Source organism: Plantactinospora sonchi (assembly GCF_036422035.1).
In the GTDB taxonomy this organism is placed as follows: domain Bacteria; phylum Actinomycetota; class Actinomycetes; order Mycobacteriales; family Micromonosporaceae; genus Plantactinospora; species Plantactinospora sonchi.
The window spans coordinates 12,389-28,309 of sequence record NZ_JAZGQK010000010.1 but is presented as its reverse complement, the minus strand read 5'-3'; the positions used below and the strand labels follow the sequence as shown (position 1 = coordinate 28,309).

At 73.4% G+C, this 15,921-nt stretch carries 12 protein-coding genes; 7 read left to right on the top strand and 5 right to left on the bottom strand.

The window, feature by feature from the left end; all coding sequences use genetic code 11:
- Nucleotides 1–28: 28 nt before the first annotated feature.
- A complete protein-coding gene (locus V1633_RS12195; protein ID WP_331214378.1) occupies nucleotides 29–1,432 on the top strand; it encodes an aminotransferase class V-fold PLP-dependent enzyme in 1,404 nt (467 codons plus the stop codon).
- A 140-nt stretch (nucleotides 1,433–1,572) separates the two neighbouring features.
- Here V1633_RS12195 and V1633_RS12190 read toward each other — a convergent pair whose 3' ends face one another.
- Nucleotides 1,573–2,787 (bottom strand): FUSC family protein, encoded by a 1,215-nt coding sequence (locus V1633_RS12190; protein WP_331214377.1) that lies wholly within the window; start codon nucleotides 2,785–2,787, stop codon nucleotides 1,573–1,575.
- Between the two features lie 166 nt (nucleotides 2,788–2,953).
- Between V1633_RS12190 and V1633_RS12185 the strand changes: the two genes are divergently transcribed.
- Nucleotides 2,954–4,348, top strand: coding sequence for an FAD-binding oxidoreductase (locus V1633_RS12185; protein WP_331214376.1), 1,395 nt, complete (start codon nucleotides 2,954–2,956; stop codon nucleotides 4,346–4,348).
- On the opposite strand, the gene V1633_RS12180 is transcribed toward V1633_RS12185, so the two are convergent.
- Both V1633_RS12180 and V1633_RS12175 read right to left on the bottom strand, forming a co-directional pair.
- Nucleotides 4,345–4,911, bottom strand: coding sequence for a DUF6886 family protein (locus V1633_RS12180; RefSeq protein WP_331214375.1), 567 nt, complete (start codon nucleotides 4,909–4,911; stop codon nucleotides 4,345–4,347). The two genes, V1633_RS12185 and V1633_RS12180, sit on opposite strands and share 4 nt — an antisense overlap.
- A gap of 140 nt (nucleotides 4,912–5,051) precedes the next feature.
- Nucleotides 5,052–6,887, bottom strand: a complete 1,836-nt coding sequence (locus V1633_RS12175) for a glycerol-3-phosphate dehydrogenase/oxidase (RefSeq protein ID WP_331214374.1) — start codon at nucleotides 6,885–6,887, stop codon at nucleotides 5,052–5,054.
- 192 nt (nucleotides 6,888–7,079) lie between these two features.
- Between V1633_RS12175 and V1633_RS12170 the strand changes: the two genes are divergently transcribed.
- The 5 genes from V1633_RS12170 to V1633_RS12150 all read left to right on the top strand — a co-directional run bounded on the left by V1633_RS12170 (nucleotide 7,080) and on the right by V1633_RS12150 (nucleotide 12,790).
- On the top strand, nucleotides 7,080–7,859 hold the full coding sequence (locus tag V1633_RS12170; RefSeq protein ID WP_331214373.1) for a hypothetical protein: 780 nt from the start codon (nucleotides 7,080–7,082) through the stop codon (nucleotides 7,857–7,859).
- The gene (locus V1633_RS12165) at nucleotides 7,852–8,286 is read left to right on the top strand and encodes a winged helix-turn-helix domain-containing protein (RefSeq protein WP_331214372.1); all 435 of its coding nucleotides are present in this window, start codon (nucleotides 7,852–7,854) and stop codon (nucleotides 8,284–8,286) included. The genes V1633_RS12170 and V1633_RS12165 overlap by 8 nt, the downstream gene beginning before the upstream one ends.
- 139 nt (nucleotides 8,287–8,425) lie before the next feature.
- The gene (locus V1633_RS12160) at nucleotides 8,426–11,011 is read left to right on the top strand and encodes a S8 family serine peptidase (protein WP_331214371.1); all 2,586 of its coding nucleotides are present in this window, start codon (nucleotides 8,426–8,428) and stop codon (nucleotides 11,009–11,011) included.
- Between the two features lie 161 nt (nucleotides 11,012–11,172).
- Nucleotides 11,173–12,132, top strand: a complete 960-nt coding sequence (locus tag V1633_RS12155) for a GNAT family N-acetyltransferase (RefSeq protein WP_331214370.1) — start codon at nucleotides 11,173–11,175, stop codon at nucleotides 12,130–12,132.
- A gap of 346 nt (nucleotides 12,133–12,478) precedes the next feature.
- On the top strand, nucleotides 12,479–12,790 hold the full coding sequence (locus tag V1633_RS12150) for a hypothetical protein (protein WP_331214369.1): 312 nt from the start codon (nucleotides 12,479–12,481) through the stop codon (nucleotides 12,788–12,790).
- A 119-nt stretch (nucleotides 12,791–12,909) separates the two neighbouring features.
- Here V1633_RS12150 and groL read toward each other — a convergent pair whose 3' ends face one another.
- Nucleotides 12,910–14,532, bottom strand: a complete 1,623-nt coding sequence (groL, locus tag V1633_RS12145) for a chaperonin GroEL (RefSeq protein WP_331214368.1) — start codon at nucleotides 14,530–14,532, stop codon at nucleotides 12,910–12,912.
- 1,078 nt (nucleotides 14,533–15,610) lie between these two features.
- The gene (locus V1633_RS12140) at nucleotides 15,611–15,814 is read right to left on the bottom strand and encodes a cold-shock protein (RefSeq protein WP_033342363.1); all 204 of its coding nucleotides are present in this window, start codon (nucleotides 15,812–15,814) and stop codon (nucleotides 15,611–15,613) included.
- Nucleotides 15,815–15,921 lie beyond the last annotated feature (107 nt).

Genomic DNA, 15,921 nt, shown 5'->3' with positions numbered 1-15,921 from the left:
GGGTCCCTGGACTGCCGGAGGTATCCCGATGAGCACCACTGTCGCACCCCCTGCCCGCCGTACCGCGCCCGCCGACCTGGCACCGGACCCCGTTGCAGCGGTGACGGCCCCCGGCCGGCCCGCGGACGCGCCGGCCGACAGCACGGCGGCGGCGGCGCTGGCCACCGACAGCACCGTCGCGGCGCTGGCTGCCGGCAGTACGGCGGCGGCCGCCGGGCCGCTCGACGTGCTCGGCGTGCCGGGCCAGATCAACCTCGACTACGCCGCCACCGCGCCGTGCGCCCGGGCCGCCGCCGACGCGGTCGCCGAACTGCTGCCCTGGTACGGCAGCGTGCACCGGGGCGCCGGAGCGCTGTCCCGACGCAGCACCCTCGCCTACGAGCGTTCCCGGGAACGGGTCGGCGACTTCCTCGGCGTCCGCGCGGACGACCACGTCATCTTCACCCGCAACACCACCGACGCGCTGAACCTGCTGGCCCGCGCCCTGCCGGCCGGCACCCGGGTGGTCACCTTCGGCGGCGAGCACCACGCGAACCTGCTGCCGTGGCCGGCCGGCGCGGTCCGGTTGCCGGTACCCGGGTCGCCCGCCACGGCCGTCCGGTCACTCGACGCCGCCCTCCGGGAACTGCGCCGGGGCGCCACCGAGGCGGTACCGATCCTGGTCGCGGTGACCGGGGCCAGCAACGTCACCGGGGAGGTCTGGCCGGTGGCGGAACTGGCCCTGGTCGCCCACCGGTACGGCGCGCGGATCGCCCTGGACGCTGCCCAACTCGCCCCGCACGCCCCGGTCGACCTCGCCGCTCTGGACGTGGACTACGTGGCGGTCTCCGGACACAAGTTGTACGCGCCGTTCGGGATCGGCGTACTGGCCGGGCGGTCCGACTGGCTGGACGCGGCTCCGCCGTACCTGGCCGGTGGCGGGGCCACGCTGGCGGTCGGGGCGGCCACCCACGACGTACGGTGGACGACCGGGCCGGCCCGACACGAGGCGGGCACCCCGAACCTGCTCGGCGCGGTCGCGCTGGCCGCCGTCTGCCAGGCGCTGGAGGCCGCGGACCGGACCGCGCTGCACCTCCACGAGCAGGCGCTCCTCGCCCACCTGCGGGCCGGGCTCGCCGCGCTGCCGGAGGTGTGCGAACTTCGTACCTTCGCCGCCGAGGCGCCCCGGGTCGGCATCGTGTCGTTCGTGGTCGCCGGCCGGGACTCGGCCGAGGTCGCGGCGGAACTCGCCCAACGGTGGCAGATCGGGCTCCGGGACGGGTTGTTCTGTGCCCACCCGCTGGCCCGGCGACTGCTCGCCGAGGCGGCCAGCCGGAACGGGCGGGCCGACCTGCCGGCCACCGCGCTGCGGGCCAGTATCGGCCTGGGCACCACCCGCCGGCACGTCGATCACCTGCTCGCCGCCCTGGCCACCCTCACCGACGCGAACTGAGCCGAACGGCCGGCATCCCGGATCGGCGCCCTGAGCCGGCCGGCCGGCGTCCCGGATCGGTGCCCTCAACCGGGCATCCGGGCGGACGGCGTCGTGAGCCGGCCGGACAGGCGGGAATCGCCCCGAGGCTGGTCGGACGGTCAACTGCGCCGCTGACCGCCCGACCGGGCCGCATCGGCAGCGGCCTGGGCGGCGTCTCCGGCGTGTCCGCCGGCCGCCAGCCGCACCAGCCGGTTCGCCTCGGTCCGCTCGATTCCGGTCGCCCGGAGCAGGTCGCTGCCGGTGGTCCGGACCTGCGCGATCACCACGCTGCCGGAGAACCCGACCCCCTCGTCGTACGCCCGGCCGGCCTGCCCGATCGCCTGCAGAGCCTGCTCCCGCGCGGCCTCCGGCTGGATGCCGATCCCGAGATCCCGGCGGAGCATCTTGACCGCCTCGGCGAGCAGCGCCACCGCGTTCGCCATCTCCTCCGGCACCGGCTCGTCGTCCTCCAGTACGGTGACCGAGCGCCGGATCAGGGTGCCGCTGTTGTGCACGGCGTGCTCGATGTACTCGGAACTCTCCACGTACTGGGCGAGCGCCGGCCGGCGGTGCCAGCGCACCGGCGACAGGATCGAGGTCTCCCGGCCGCCCTCCAGCGCCTCAGCGAAGCTCTGCAGATGTTCCTCGACCTCCCGCAACCGGTCCAGGGCCCGCTGGGCGCGCGCCGCGTCCCGGGTCTTGAGCGCCTCCGCGGTCTCGGTCAGCTCCTCGGTGAGCCGGCCGAGCGCCGGCCGGGCCGCCCGGTCCACGACCCGGAGCGGATTCAGCGGCAGGACCAGCGCGATCACCACCAGTCCGGCGAAACCGCCGATCAGCGCGTCGATCACCCGGGGCGCCTCGATGTTCGACTCGGACGGCATGACGGTCACGATCAGCACGGCGGTCGCCGCCGCCTGGGTCACCACCGCCGGGCCGCCGCCCAGGAAGATGGTGACCACGATCGAGAGCAGGACGATCAGGCCAAGCTGCCACGCACCACGCCCGGCGAGCAGGACCAGGACGTCACCGAGCCCGATCCCCACCGCGACGCCGATGATCAGCTCGATGGTCCGGCGGAACCGCTGCCCGACCGAGGAGGCGATGGTGCCGATCGCGGAGATCGGCGCGAACACCGGCGACGGGTTGCCGAGCAGTTCGTGCGAGGCGGTCCAGGCCAGCGCCGCCGCCACCGCCGCCTGCACCGACAGCAGCATGTTGAACCGTACGGCGTGCCAGCGGTCCCGCACGGTGGCCCTGGACCGCCGACGGAACTCCTTCATCAGTTGACTGATCCGCTCCCGGTCCAGGTCCAGATCCACGGGCGTTTTTGCCACGGTGTCCCGGACGGTGCGCATGGCGGGGACTACCCACTCCCGAACCCCCTGAACCTGCAAGGAAGGGCCCCTTGTTATCGCTTCTGGTAGAGGAAGGGCCCCTCCTAACCGCGCAGGTCCAGAACGGCCATGGTCGACGGGTCGTCCGCCGACTAGCCTGCCCACCATGCCGGATCTTCTCGACGACCTGCGGGCGGCCCTCGGTGAATCCGCCGTACTGACCGATCCCGACCTGCTCCGTGGCTACCAGCGCGACGAGGCCGACCTCTGCGCGGCCGGGATGCCCGCCGTGGTGGTCCGCCCCCGTAGCACCGCCGACGTGGTCGCCGTGGTCCGCACGGCCGCGGCGTACGGCGTACCGGTGGTGCCGCAGGGTGCCCGGACCGGCCTGGCCGGCGCCGCGAACGCGGTCGACGGCGCGGTGGTGCTCTCGATGACGGCGATGGACGAGATCCTGGAGATCGACCCGGTGAACCGGATCGCGGTGGTGCAGCCGGGTGTGGTCAACGCCGCGCTGGCCGGTGCGGTCGCCAAGCACGGGCTGCGGTATCCGCCCGACCCGGGCTCGTGGGAGTCGTCGACGATCGGTGGCAACGTCTCCACGAACGCCGGCGGCATGTGCTGCGTCAAGTACGGCGTGACCACCGAGTACGTCCTCGGCCTGGAGGTGGTACTGGCCGACGGTGAGGTGCTGCGCACCGGACGACGTACCGCCAAGGGAGTCGCCGGGTACGACCTGACCCGGCTCTTCGTCGGTTCGGAGGGCACCCTCGGCGTGATCACCGAGGTGACCGTCTCGCTGCGCCCGGCGGCCGAGGAGTCGTTGACCCTGGTCGCGGTCTTCCCGTCGACCGCCACCGCCGGCCGGGCGGTCGCGGAGATCTCCGCCCAGGGGCTCACCCCGAGCCTGCTGGAGCTGCTGGACCGGACCCATCTGCGGGCGATCGAGGCGTACCGGCCGATGGGGTTGCGGACCGACGCCGGGGCGCTGCTGCTCGCCGCCGCCGACACCGGGCAGCAGGCCGCCGCCGACCTGGCCCGGCTGGCCGAGGTCTGTACGACCAGCGGCGCCGACGAGGTCTACGCGGCGACCGACGCCGAGGAGGCGGCAGCGCTGCTGCAGGCCCGCCGGCTGGCGCACCCGGCGATGGAGCGGTTCGCCGCGCAGGCGTTCCCGGGTGGCAACGGTGGCCTGGTCATCGACGACATCGCGGTGCCCCGGGACGCGCTGGCGGCACTGCTGGACGGGGTGGCCCGGATCGCCGTCGAGTGCGACGTACCGATCGGCGTGGTCGGGCACGCCGGGGACGGCAACATGCACCCGAACATCGTGGTGGACCGGGCCGATCCGGTCAGCGTGGAACGCGGCCGGCGGGCCTTCGACGCGATCATGGAGCTGGGACTCTCACTCGGCGGTACCTGCACCGGCGAACACGGGGTGGGCCTGCTGAAGCGGGACTGGCTGGCCCGGGAGATCGGCCCGGTCGGGGTACGGGTGCACCAGGCGATCAAGCACGCCCTCGACCCGACCGGACTGTTCAACCCCGGCAAGGTGATCTAGGCGTCGACCGGGGCCACGCCGCCCTCGACCGGCCGGGGTCTCGCGTTGCGCAGTCGGATCCCGCTGAACTCCACGGTGCTGGCGACCACCGCGTCCCAGAACGGCCAGAGGTTGTCGAGGACCCGTAGCTGGATGCCCGCCTCCTCGTGGCAGCGCAACAGGTCGCCGACGGGTTCGGCCGGGCCGAGCGGCACCACCGGTTCGACCGCGACCATCGCGTGCGGCCGGGGCGTACCGAACGGGCGGAACGGTTCGGCGGGCAGCCGGTACGCGTAGAGCCGCACCGTCCGGAGCGCCGCCAGCCAGCCGTACTCGACGGCGTGGACGCGGACCCCGCAGCCGACGCCGACGATCCGCGCCCGGTCCTGGTCGGTGGTGGTCCCGCCGCACCAGGCGAGCGCCCGCGGGCAGTCCCGGGGAAACCAGTACGCCGGGGACTGTTCGTGGTCGACCGCCCAGACGTACGGTTCCGGTTGCCGTGCCGTCGCCGCGACGTGCGGCAGGAACCGGGTGATCGTCGGATCCTCGGAGAAGTGCAGCACCTGGCCCGATTCGGGTCGCATCCCAACCAGCCTACGTCCCAGCCGCCGCAGTCCGGTCATAACGGGGGTGGCACGCTCCACTGTGTCCACCCGGCCGCCCGACGGGCGGAGCCAGCCTGGTCGGGCGGACAACCGCCGCGCCTGCCCCGGCCGGTCCGCCGTCAGCCCGACAGTTCGACCCCGCCCAGCCCGGCGTCCGCGGCACGGTCGGCAGCCAGGCCGCGTACGTCGGGGGCGCCGAGCCGGGCCGCGTCCGCGGTGGCGTCGTCCGGCATCCGCTGCGACTGCCGCTCCGCCGCGACCCGGGCCAGGTAGTGCTCGACCTCGCGGGCGCGTACCGAGGCGTCCCAGCCGAGCACCCGGCCCATCAGTTCGGCCGCCTGCTCGGCCGACTCGACGCCCCGGTGCGGCGTCTCGAACGAGATCCGGGTACGCCGGGTCAGCACGTCGTCGAGGTGCAGCGCTCCCTCGGCCCGGGCGGCGTACACCACCTCGGCGGCGAGGTACTCCGGTGCGCCGGCGAGCGGCGAACCGAGCAGCGGCTCGGCGTCGATCATGGCGAGGAGTTCGGTGGTCAGGTTGCCGTACCGTTCCAGCAGGTGTTCCACCACCCCGGCCGGTACGCCGTGCCGGCGGGCCAGGTCCGCCCGGTCCCGCCACAGCGCCGGGTACCCGTCGGCACCGAGCAGCGGCAGGTCGGCGGTGCGGGACGGGCGTACGCCACCGATCCGGCGGGCCGCCTTGTCGACCACGTCGGCGGCCATCACCCGGTACGTCGTGTACTTGCCACCGGCGACCAGCAGCAGCCCGAGCATCGGCTCGAAGACCGCGTGCTCGCGGGAGAGTTTCGAGGTCGAGTCCGCCTCTCCGGTCAGCAGCGGGCGCAGCCCGGCGTAGACGCCCTCGATGTCGTCGGTGGTCAACGGCCGGTCGAGAACGCTGTTGACCTGGTCGAGCAGGTAGTCGATGTCGCGGGCCGAGGCGGCCGGGTGGGCCCGGTCGAGCCGCCAGTCGGTGTCGGTGGTGCCGATGATCCAGTGCCCGCCCCAGGGCAGCACGAAGAGCACCGAGGTCGCCGTGCGCAGGATCAGCCCGGCCTCCCCGGTGATCGCCGAGCGGGGCACCACCAGGTGGACCCCCTTGGAGGCGCGGACCCGGAGCCCACGGCGGACGCCGACGTCGCCGAGCAGCTCCGACATGTCGTCGCTCCACACCCCGGTGGCGGCGATGACGGTCCGGGCGTTCACCTCGAACTCGGCGGGTTCGCCGTTCCCCTGTGCCGGTGCCTCCATGTCCCGGACCCGCACCCCGGTCACCTCGCGGGCCTGCCGGTTGAGGCCGACGACCCGGGCGCTGGTCACCACCGCCGCGCCGAGGCTGGCCGCGGTCCGGGCCAGGGTGACCACCAGCCGGGCGTCGTCGACCTGGCCGTCGTAGTAGCGGATCGCGCCGGAGACCGCGTCGGCGCGCAGGCTCGGGAAGATCCGTCGGGTGCTCTCCCGGGTGAGGTGCCGGTGCAGGGGCATGCCCCGGCCACCACCGAAGATCCCGGCGAAGGCGTCGTACGCGGCGACCCCGGTGCCGTAGTAGGAGCGCCGCCAGACCCGGCCGGGCAGGGCCTTCGCACCGTTGCCGGCGGGCAGCGGCACCAGGATCGGCACCGGACGGACCAGGTGCGGTGCGAGTCGGGTGGCGAGCAGGCCACGTTCGGTCAGTGCCTCGTGAACCAGCCCGAGTTCCAGTTGCTCCAGGTAGCGCAGGCCGCCGTGGATCAGCTTGCTGGACCGGCTGGACGTGCCGGAGGCGTAGTCGCGGGCCTCGACCAGCGCCACCTTCAACCCCCGGGAGGCCGCGTCGAGCGCGGCGCCCGCACCGGTCACCCCGCCCCCGATGACAAGGACGTCGAACCGCTCGCTCCGCAGCCGCCGCAGGTCGGCCGCGCGGCGGGCGGGGGACAACCGGCTGGCCGTGTTCCGGGAAAGGCTGGGATCACGCACGCGTCCACGTTAGCCGCCTGCCGCCGGCAAGGAAGGGCCCCCTCTTATCGCTTCTTGTACAGGAAGGGCCCCCTATTAACAGGTCACGATGCGTGGGTCTTGCCGTCGGCGTGACCTCGGCCATACACTTTGCATCACAGAGGCACTTTGCATCGCAGAGTGCATAGCCGATGCAAAGTCAGAGGAGTCGTGATGGACGCGCCCGACGACACCCGACCGGCCGAGACGCTGGCCGAACTCGAACGGCTCCGCAGCCGTACCCGGGCCAGGGCGCACGGCGGGGCCTGGCTGCCGGCGCTCGGCGTGGCAGTACTGCTGCTGGCCAGCGCACTGCTCTACCGCTCCCCGTTCGCGGCCCCTACGAGCATCACCATCAGCCACCCCTACTGGGCCGGGCTGCGCGACGAGCAACACGACCCCGTGCTCTCGTACGTCTTCTGGTTCGTCGGGATCCCGTTGCTCTTCCTCGCGACCGGATTCTGGTACGCCTGGCGGGCCCGCCGACTCGGCCTGCGGGTCGCCTGGCCCGTCTTCGTCGGCACCGGTCTCGGCGTACTCATCCTGCTCGCGGTCCTCGCGGCGGTACCCGACCGGCAACTGCCGTCCGACGCCCTCAGCAGCGGCCCGGTCGGCTTCTGGTGGCCGGGCCTGCTGACCCCGCTGATGCCGGTCGCCGCCTCGGTGGTCGCCCTCGCCTGGGCCGAACGGAGCGTCGCCCTCGCCGTCGCCGGTGGGTGGATCGCGCTGCTGACGGCCTGGCTGTGCGGCTCGGACCGGCTCGGCTACCTGCCGCCCTGGGCCACCGACCTGCTGGGCGGTGGCAGCGGTTCGCTCGGTGGCGAGCTCGCCCTCCGACCAGGTCACTATCTTGTCCTGATGGCGTTGCCACTCGTCGTCTTCGCCGCCGCCCGCGCGCTCGGGACCCGGCGGACCAACCACCGGGTGTCCGTCGCCGAGGTACCGGGTGCCTGACCGCCGGCCACCGTCGACGCACCCCGCGCTGGCCCTGGACGACACCGTCCACCAGCGGGTACGCCTCGCCATCCTGACCGTGCTGAGCGAGGTCCGGGACTGCCGGTTCGCCGCCCTGCGCGACGAACTCGGGCTGACCGACGGCAACCTCAACCGCCACCTGCGGATCCTCGAGGACGCCGGCCTGCTGCAGGTGACCAAGGGGTACGAGGGACGCCGCCCCTGCACCTGGCTGCGACTCACCCGGCAGGGTCGGACGGCGCTGCGCGCCGAGGTCGCCGCGCTGGAGCAACTGGTCGACCGCCTCCGGGGCGCCACCACCGACGACACGACTCCGTCAGGTCCCGAGGTCTCCACCCAACTCGACGACGGACCCGAGCACGACAGCGGTACCGAGTCACGGTGGAGTGAACGCCCGCCGCGGTAACCCGTGTCGGTCCGTTGCCTGACCGTCCCCCGGTCACGACGAGGCACCGTCCCGTCGCGCCGGCCCCGACCGGCACGGGGGCACCACCGACGACAACCGGCGAGCGGCGTGGTCGAGCCAGGCGTCGTACTGTTCCGGGATGCAGGACGGCACGCCGCCACCGCCCGACGCGACCTCCCCCGGGCCGGCCGTGCCGCCGTACCCACCGCCGGTCGGGGCGACCGGAGCCAGTCCGTGGCCGGTGGTCGCCGCCGTACTCGTCGGTGTCTGGACGGTCGGCGTGACGGTCGGCGCCCAGGCTCTCGGCTGGCTCGGTGACCAGCTGGTCCTCGTCGCCGGGCTGGACCGGCCGGCCTGGCTCTGGCCCGCTGTCGGCCTGGGCAATGCCCTGTTGGTGGGAGTCCCCGCCGGTCTGCTAGCCGCGCTGCCCCGGTCCCCGGCGGTACGGGCCACCGGCCGCGCCTGGCTGCTCGGCACGGTCACGCTCGGCGTCCTCCTGGCACTCCGCGCGCTTCCACCGACCGCGCACGAGGCGTACCTCGCCGGGTTCGCCGCCACGGTCACCCTCGCCACGGTGCTGATCCGCCGGCTCGGTGGCCGACCCGACGGGCCAGGATGGTCACCACCAGCGGCACTCCGCCGGCGCGCCGGGCAGCCGGAGCGGCAACCGGACGAGGCGACTCCGGGCCGGGCGGCCAAAGTTCGGTTCCGCACCGAGCCGGCGATCCTCCTCGGCGTCGCCGCCGGACTGTCGCTGCTGCTGCCCTGGGTCTGGGTCGGTGCGCTGGGCGGCACGCTGGAGACGGTCCTCGCCCTGCTCGCCGCCGCCACGGTCGGCCGGCTGGCCGCCACCGTCCTGGACAGCCGGTTCTGGGCCGCCTTCACACCGGACAGCATGGTGCGCGGTCGCGGCGGCCCGGTTCCGGCGGGATCCCGCACCGGCCTCGTCCTGCTCGGCGGGCTGGTGGCTGGGGTGGCGCTCACCCTGCTCGCCGCCGGCACCGGCCAGTCCGGCACCTCCCTCGCCGTACTCCTGGTGTTGCCACCCACCGGTTTCGCGATCGCCGCGCTGCACGCGGTGTCCGGACAGCGGCCCGACGGCACGGCGGCGGCGGGCGCCGGCACCGCCGGTGGCTGGCTCGTCGGCGTCGCCGCCGTCGGTCCGCTGGCTTTCGCGGACCCGGAGGAGATCACCCTGCTGCTGGCCGTCACCCGGGACGTGCCGTACTGGGCCGCCGTCGCCGCGCTCGGCTCGCTCGCCGTCGCGGTGCTGCTCGGTCTCGGGTACGGCGTCGGCCTCGGCCGGTCCGGCGCCTCCCTGCCCCGCCGGCCGGTGGCCGTGGCCGTCGCCGCCGCCCTGCTGCTCGGCACCGGCGTGGTGTACGTCGGCGTCGGCTCGCCCGGCTGGCACGGTGAGCGGCTCTTCGTGGTGCTCCGCCAGCAGGCGGACCTGACCGGGGTGGCCGGCACCGGCGGCACCGGTCCGGCCGGCCGGGAGGCCCGCGCCCGGGAGGTCTACCGCCGACTCGTCGACACCGCCGAGGCGTCCCAGACCGGGTTGCGTCGGGAACTGGACCGGCTACGCCTGAACCACACGCCGTACTACCTGGTCAACGCGATCGAGACGGACGGCGGTCCGGCGGTCCGGGCCTGGCTGTCCCGCCGGGACGACGTCGCCCGGGTGCTGGTCAGCCAGCGGCTGCGGCCGGTGCCGGCCGGTGGTTCGCCGATGGGTGGCGACGCCCCGGCCCCGCGCACGCCGGGCTGGAACCTGACGATGATCAGCGCCGACCGGGTCCGCTCCGAACTCGGCGTCGACGGTACGGGCATCGTGGTGGGCAGTTCGGACTCCGGGGTGGACGGCACACATCCGGCCCTGGCCCCCGGCTTCCGGGGCGGCGCCGACTCCTGGCACGACCCGTGGAACGGATCCCGCGCCCCGGTCGACCACGGCGGCCACGGTACGCACACCCTCGCCACCGCCGTCGGCGGTGAACAGGTCGGGGTGGCTCCGGGCGCCCGCTGGGTGGGCTGCGTCAACCTGGACCGCAACCTGGGCAACCCGGCCGACTACCTGGACTGCCTGCAGTTCATGCTGGCGCCGTACCCGCCCGGCGCGGACCCGTTCACCGCCGGACGCCCCGAACGGGCCCCCCAGGTGCTGACCAACTCCTGGGGCTGCCCGCCGATCGAGGGATGTGCCCGGGAGACGCTGCGTCCGGCCGCCGCCGCACTCGCCTCCGCCGGCGTCTTCTTCGTCGCCGCCGCCGGCAACACCGGTCCGTTCTGCGGATCGCTCGACGACCCGCCCGCGCCGTACCCGGAGGTCTTCACCGTTGGCGCGACGGATCGGAACCGACAGGTGGCCTTCTTCTCCAGCCGGGGCCCGGCGCCGGGCGGGACGCCGAAGCCGGACCTGGTCGCGCCCGGCGACGAGGTGCTGTCCGCCCTGCCCGGCGGCGGCTACGGCACCCAGAGCGGTACCTCGATGGCCGCCCCGCACGTGGCCGGCGTCGTCGCGCTGATGTGGTCGGCGAATCCGGCGCTGGTCGGCGACCTGGAGACCACCGGACGGATCCTGCGGGACACCGCCACACCGGTCGACCCGACGTTCCGGTCGGGCCAGCCCGCCGACGACTGCGGCGCGCCGTCGCACGTCTCCGGCGCCGGCATCGTGGACGCGTACGCCGCGGTCCGGACCGCCCAGCAGCTCGGGCAGGGATGACGGACGGCCCGGCCGGCGGAGGTGGACACTCCACTCAGCATGCGGGGCACCCCGGCCAGCGTGCGGGGCCGTCGGCTCAGCATCTGGAGCACCCCGGCCAGCATGCGGGGCCGTCGGCTCAACCTGTACGGCGACCGGCCGATGTCCTATCGTCGGCGATCATGGAAGCCGAGTTCTCGATCGTCGCGCTCACCGACGACCAGTCGCCAGCGGTGGCGCGACTGTGCCGGGACGCACTGGACCTGCCCGAGGACGCCGCCGAGGCGGCCGGGATCGTGGCCCGGTTGCGCGACGACACACCGCCACCCGCATCGACGCAACGTCGACGTACCGTCGGCGCGGTCGCCCTGACGGACGGCGCCGTGGTCGGCGCGGCGCTCGGCTCGCTGGCGTACCGGGATCCGACTGTCGGGCACGTCGACCTGCTGGTGGTCCGACCGGACCGGCGGCGGCAGGGCATCGGCCGAGCGCTGCTGCGGTCGGTGGAGACGGCGCTCGCCGCAGTCGGCGCGTCCCAGGTACGCATCGCCGGCAACGCCCCGCACTACGCGTGGCCCGGAATCGACGTCCGGTACACGCCGGCGGTCTGCACCGCGTTGGCGCTCGGCTACACCCCGGACGGTACGGCCTGGAACATGACCGCCGACCTGTCCGACGAGTCCTCTCCCGCGCTACGGCCCACCACCGGCGCCGAACAGCGACTGGCGGCCCAGGGCGTCACGGTACGCCGGGCCGGGCCGGCGGACGTCGCGGCGCTGGGCAGGTTCGCCCGGGACACCTTCGGCGGCAGTTGGGACGCGGAACTGGCGCACTCGATCGGGCCGGACGACGCCGGCTGCCACCTCGCCTTCCGTACCCCGGACAGCGGCGGCGAGCCGGAACTGCTCGGCTTCGCGGCGTACGGCTCCTCCCGGCCGAGTTGGTTCGGGCCGATGGGTACCGCACCGGCCGCCGAGGGTCTGGGGATCGGCGGTGTGCTGCTTCGGCGCTGCCTCCGCGACCAGTACGCGGCGGGTCACCGCCGGGCCCAGATCGGCTGGGTCGGGCCGGTCCCGTTCTACGCGCGGGCCGCCGGGGCGACCATCGAGCGGGTGTTCTTCCTGTACCGCAAGCAACTCTGAGCCCTCCACCGCGAACGGCTCTGAAGTCCTCCGCCGCAAACTCCGAGTCCTCCGCACGGCCGCGTCGGACCAGGAGCTGGGCCGACCGCGTCAACCCGACGAGCCGACCAGGCCGGGTCGGGCCGGGGGGGCCGGCCCTGTGGTTGGCGGGGGCCGGGCAGCCGGCGCTGTGGTTGGCGGGGGCCGGGCAGCCGGCGCTGTGGTTGGCGGGGGCCGGGCAGCCGGCGCTGTGGTTGGCGGGGGCCAGGGAGGGGGCCCTGCGGTTGATAACGGGTCTATACCTACAAAGTGTCATTTAGCCGTGTTCGTCGCCGGTCACCTCCTACCGTGTGCGGAGGAGGCACTCATGGCGAATGATGACGAACCGGTGGACAAGCCGCGTCCGTTGGCCCATCCGCCGACGGACCTGCCCGCCGCCGAGACACCGACACCGGTACCCCGGCTCGGCCGGGACGACGTCGTACCCCGGTATGACGGTGTCGGCGACGTCGACGGTGTGGTGGACGCCGTGCCCTGCGACGAGCAGGGCGAACTCGGCGGGGCACGGGCACCCGGCACGGCCGACGACCCCGGGGAGGTGGTCGACGTCCCTGTCGAGATCGGCAGGCCGTTCAGCCGGGCGGCGAAACGACGCAACCAGCGGCGACTGCCGGGCTGACGACAACCCCGGCGCCGAGGCGGGTCGGTCACCGGCGCAAGAAGTGGCGGGCCGCTCGCCGGTACGACGAAGGGGCGGGCCGCTCGCGCGACCCGCCCCTCACGACGTGGAGTCTGGACTCAGAAGTCCATGTCCCCGCCGCCCGGCGCACCCGCCGGGGCCGGGTTCTTCTCCGGCTTGTCCGCCACCACAGCCTCGGTGGTCAGGAACAGGGCCGCGATCGACGACGCGTTCTGCAGCGCCGACCGGGTCACCTTGGCCGGGTCGATGATGCCGGCCTCGAGCAGGTTGACGTACTCGCCGTTGGCGGCGTTGAGGCCGTGGCCGGCCTCCAGGTTGCGCACCTTCTCGACCACGACGCCGCCCTCAAGGCCGGCGTTGACGGCGATCTGCCGCAGCGGAGCGTCCAGCGCCAGCTTGACGATCTGGGCACCGGTCGCCTCGTCACCGGCGAGGTCCAGCTTGTCGAACGCGGTCTTGCCGGCCTGCACCAGCGCGACGCCACCACCGGGGACGATGCCCTCCTCGACGGCCGCCTTCGCGTTACGCACGGCGTCCTCGATGCGGTGCTTGCGCTCCTTCAGCTCGACCTCGGTGGCCGCGCCGACCTTGATCACCGCAACACCGCCGGCCAGCTTGGCCAGGCGCTCCTGCAGCTTCTCGCGGTCGTAGTCGGAGTCGCTCTTCTCGATCTCGGCCCGGATCTGGTTGACCCGGCCCTGGATCTGGTCGGCGTCGCCGGAACCGTCGACGATGGTGGTCTCGTCCTTGGTCACCACGACCTTGCGGGCGCGGCCCAGCATGTCGAGGCCGACGGCGTCGAGCTTGAGGCCGACCTCCTCGCTGATCGGCTGACCGCCGGTCAGGATGGCGATGTCGCCCAGCATGGCCTTGCGGCGGTCACCGAAGCCCGGCGCCTTGACGGCGACGGACTTGAAGGTGCCCCGGACCTTGTTCACGACCAGGGTCGCGAGGGCCTCGCCCTCGACGTCCTCGGCGATGATGGCCAGCGGCTTGCCCGACTGCATGACCTTCTCGAGGATCGGCAGCAGGTCCTTGACCGTCGAGATCTTGTTGTTGACGATCAGGATGTACGGGTCGTCGAGGACGGCCTCCATCCGGTCGGGGTCGGTCATGAAGTACCCCGAGATGTAGCCCTTGTCGAAGCGCATACCCTCGGTCAGCTCCAGCTCGAGCCCGAAGGTGTTGCTCTCCTCGACGGTGATGACGCCTTCCTTGCCGACCTTGTCCATCGCCTCGGCGATGATCTCGCCGACGCTGGTGTCACCAGCGGAGATGGAGGCGGTGGAGGCGATCTGCTCCTTGGTCTCGATGTCCTTGGCGAGCTTGCTCAGCTCCTCCGAGACGTTCGCGACCGCGGCCTCGATGCCCCGCTTCAGGGCCATCGGGTTCGCACCGGCCGCGACGTTGCGCAGGCCCTCGCGGACCAGCGCCTGGGCGAGGACGGTCGCCGTCGTCGTGCCGTCACCGGCCACGTCGTCGGTCTTCTTCGCGACCTCCTTGACCAGCTCGGCGCCGATCTTCTCGTACGGGTCCTCGAGCTCGATCTCCTTGGCGATGCTCACACCATCGTTGGTGATGGTCGGAGCGCCCCACTTCTTCTCGAGCACGACGTTGCGGCCCTTGGGGCCCAGCGTCACCTTCACGGCGTCGGCGAGGGTGTTCATACCCCGCTCGAGGCCGCGGCGCGCCTCTTCGTCGAACGCGATCATCTTGGCCATACGGCGTTGTCCTCCTGGACACTCACGGCCGCCGGAGTCTTGCCGACCCCGACCCTGCCGCCTGATTACGCACCTTCGGACGTCACTACGGCACTGGCGGACGGGGCCGTTCCGGGCGCGAAGCGCCTGGTCAACTCCGTCGCGCTGTGCGACAGTGACGTCCGCTGGCCGGGCCGGACAGCCCGCGACGACCGGCCATGTGCCGCGTGCCCGTACGACGAACCCGCGACCGTGGCCCTACCGCCCCGACCTTGGCACTCGCGACGCGCGAGTGCCAATCACTTGTTTAGCACTCTCCCATGCCGAGTGCAAGCGAGTGTGCCGGACCGGAACTCCTGCCGGGGCGACCTTCGGAGCCGGTCGGCGCGCTGGCCCGGAGCAGGGGTCGGCCCGACCGGGGCGCCGTCGACCCGCCCGGCGGACGGACCCGACAGACAGGGATCGGCCTGACCGGAGCACCGTCGACCCGGCCCGGCGGACGGACCCGACAGATGGGGACCGCGGGGGACCGCCAGACGGGGACGAACCGGCAGACAGATCGGGACCGGCAAGGCCGACGCCCGGAACCGACAACGCCGACGCGGGCCGACAGACGGGGACCGACAGGAACCGGCAGGCGCGGGCGGACGGGCCGGGCGGGCAACCGACCGTCTCAGGCCGGGGCGCGCGCCGCACGCCGGAGCGGGCCCAGAGGATCAACGCGGGTCTGAAAGATCAACAACGGACACCGGAGGTCGTACGGGCCGGCGGGCTGGGCGCCCGTCGATCGATGGTCCGGCCACCTCCGCCGCCGGCACGGCGGGTACCCCAGGGGCGGTCCGGCAGCCCGGAAGGCGATCAGCGCAGTGGCGCTCGGCGCGGGGCGCGAACGGACCACGGAGGCAACCGGCGTGGATGAGGTCGCCGGGTCAGCGGGTCCCGTGGCCCGGACCCCGCAGGATCAGCCGAGGACACCCCTCGGGTCAGACCGATCCCTGACCACGGTTTCCCACAGGCCAGGGATCGGTGAAGCAGAGCACGAGCCGAACGGCCGTGGGCCCGGAAGTGTCCGGTGGGCGGGCCGACCGGCCCGCCCGGGTCAGGCGATGACCCGGACCTTCTCCGCCTGCGGGCCCTTCTGGCCCTGGGCGATCTCGAACTCGACACGCTGACCGTCGTCAAGCGCCTTGTAGCCGTCCATCTCGATCGCGGAGAAGTGGACGAAAACGTCCTGCCCGCCGTCAACCGCGATGAAGCCGTAGCCCTTTTCGCTGTTGAACCACTTCACGGTGCCCTGCGCCACGGTGCACTTCCTTACTTCGCGCCGGGCTGACCAAGCCCGACGTCGACGTACGCCTGCCGGGACCGCCGGATCTGTCACTTGGTGCGACGGATCGAACAAATCAAGCG

Coding starts and splice junctions, on each gene's coding strand:
- V1633_RS12195 (WP_331214378.1), top strand. CDS start 29: ATGAGCACCACTGTCGCACCCCCTGCCCGCCGTACCGCGCCCGCCGAC.
- V1633_RS12185 (WP_331214376.1), top strand. CDS start 2,954: ATGCCGGATCTTCTCGACGACCTGCGGGCGGCCCTCGGTGAATCCGCC.
- V1633_RS12180 (WP_331214375.1), bottom strand. CDS start 4,911: ATGCGACCCGAATCGGGCCAGGTGCTGCACTTCTCCGAGGATCCGACG.
- V1633_RS12170 (WP_331214373.1), top strand. CDS start 7,080: ATGGACGCGCCCGACGACACCCGACCGGCCGAGACGCTGGCCGAACTC.
- V1633_RS12160 (WP_331214371.1), top strand. CDS start 8,426: ATGCAGGACGGCACGCCGCCACCGCCCGACGCGACCTCCCCCGGGCCG.
- V1633_RS12155 (WP_331214370.1), top strand. CDS start 11,173: ATGGAAGCCGAGTTCTCGATCGTCGCGCTCACCGACGACCAGTCGCCA.
- V1633_RS12150 (WP_331214369.1), top strand. CDS start 12,479: ATGGCGAATGATGACGAACCGGTGGACAAGCCGCGTCCGTTGGCCCAT.
- groL (WP_331214368.1), bottom strand. CDS start 14,532: ATGGCCAAGATGATCGCGTTCGACGAAGAGGCGCGCCGCGGCCTCGAG.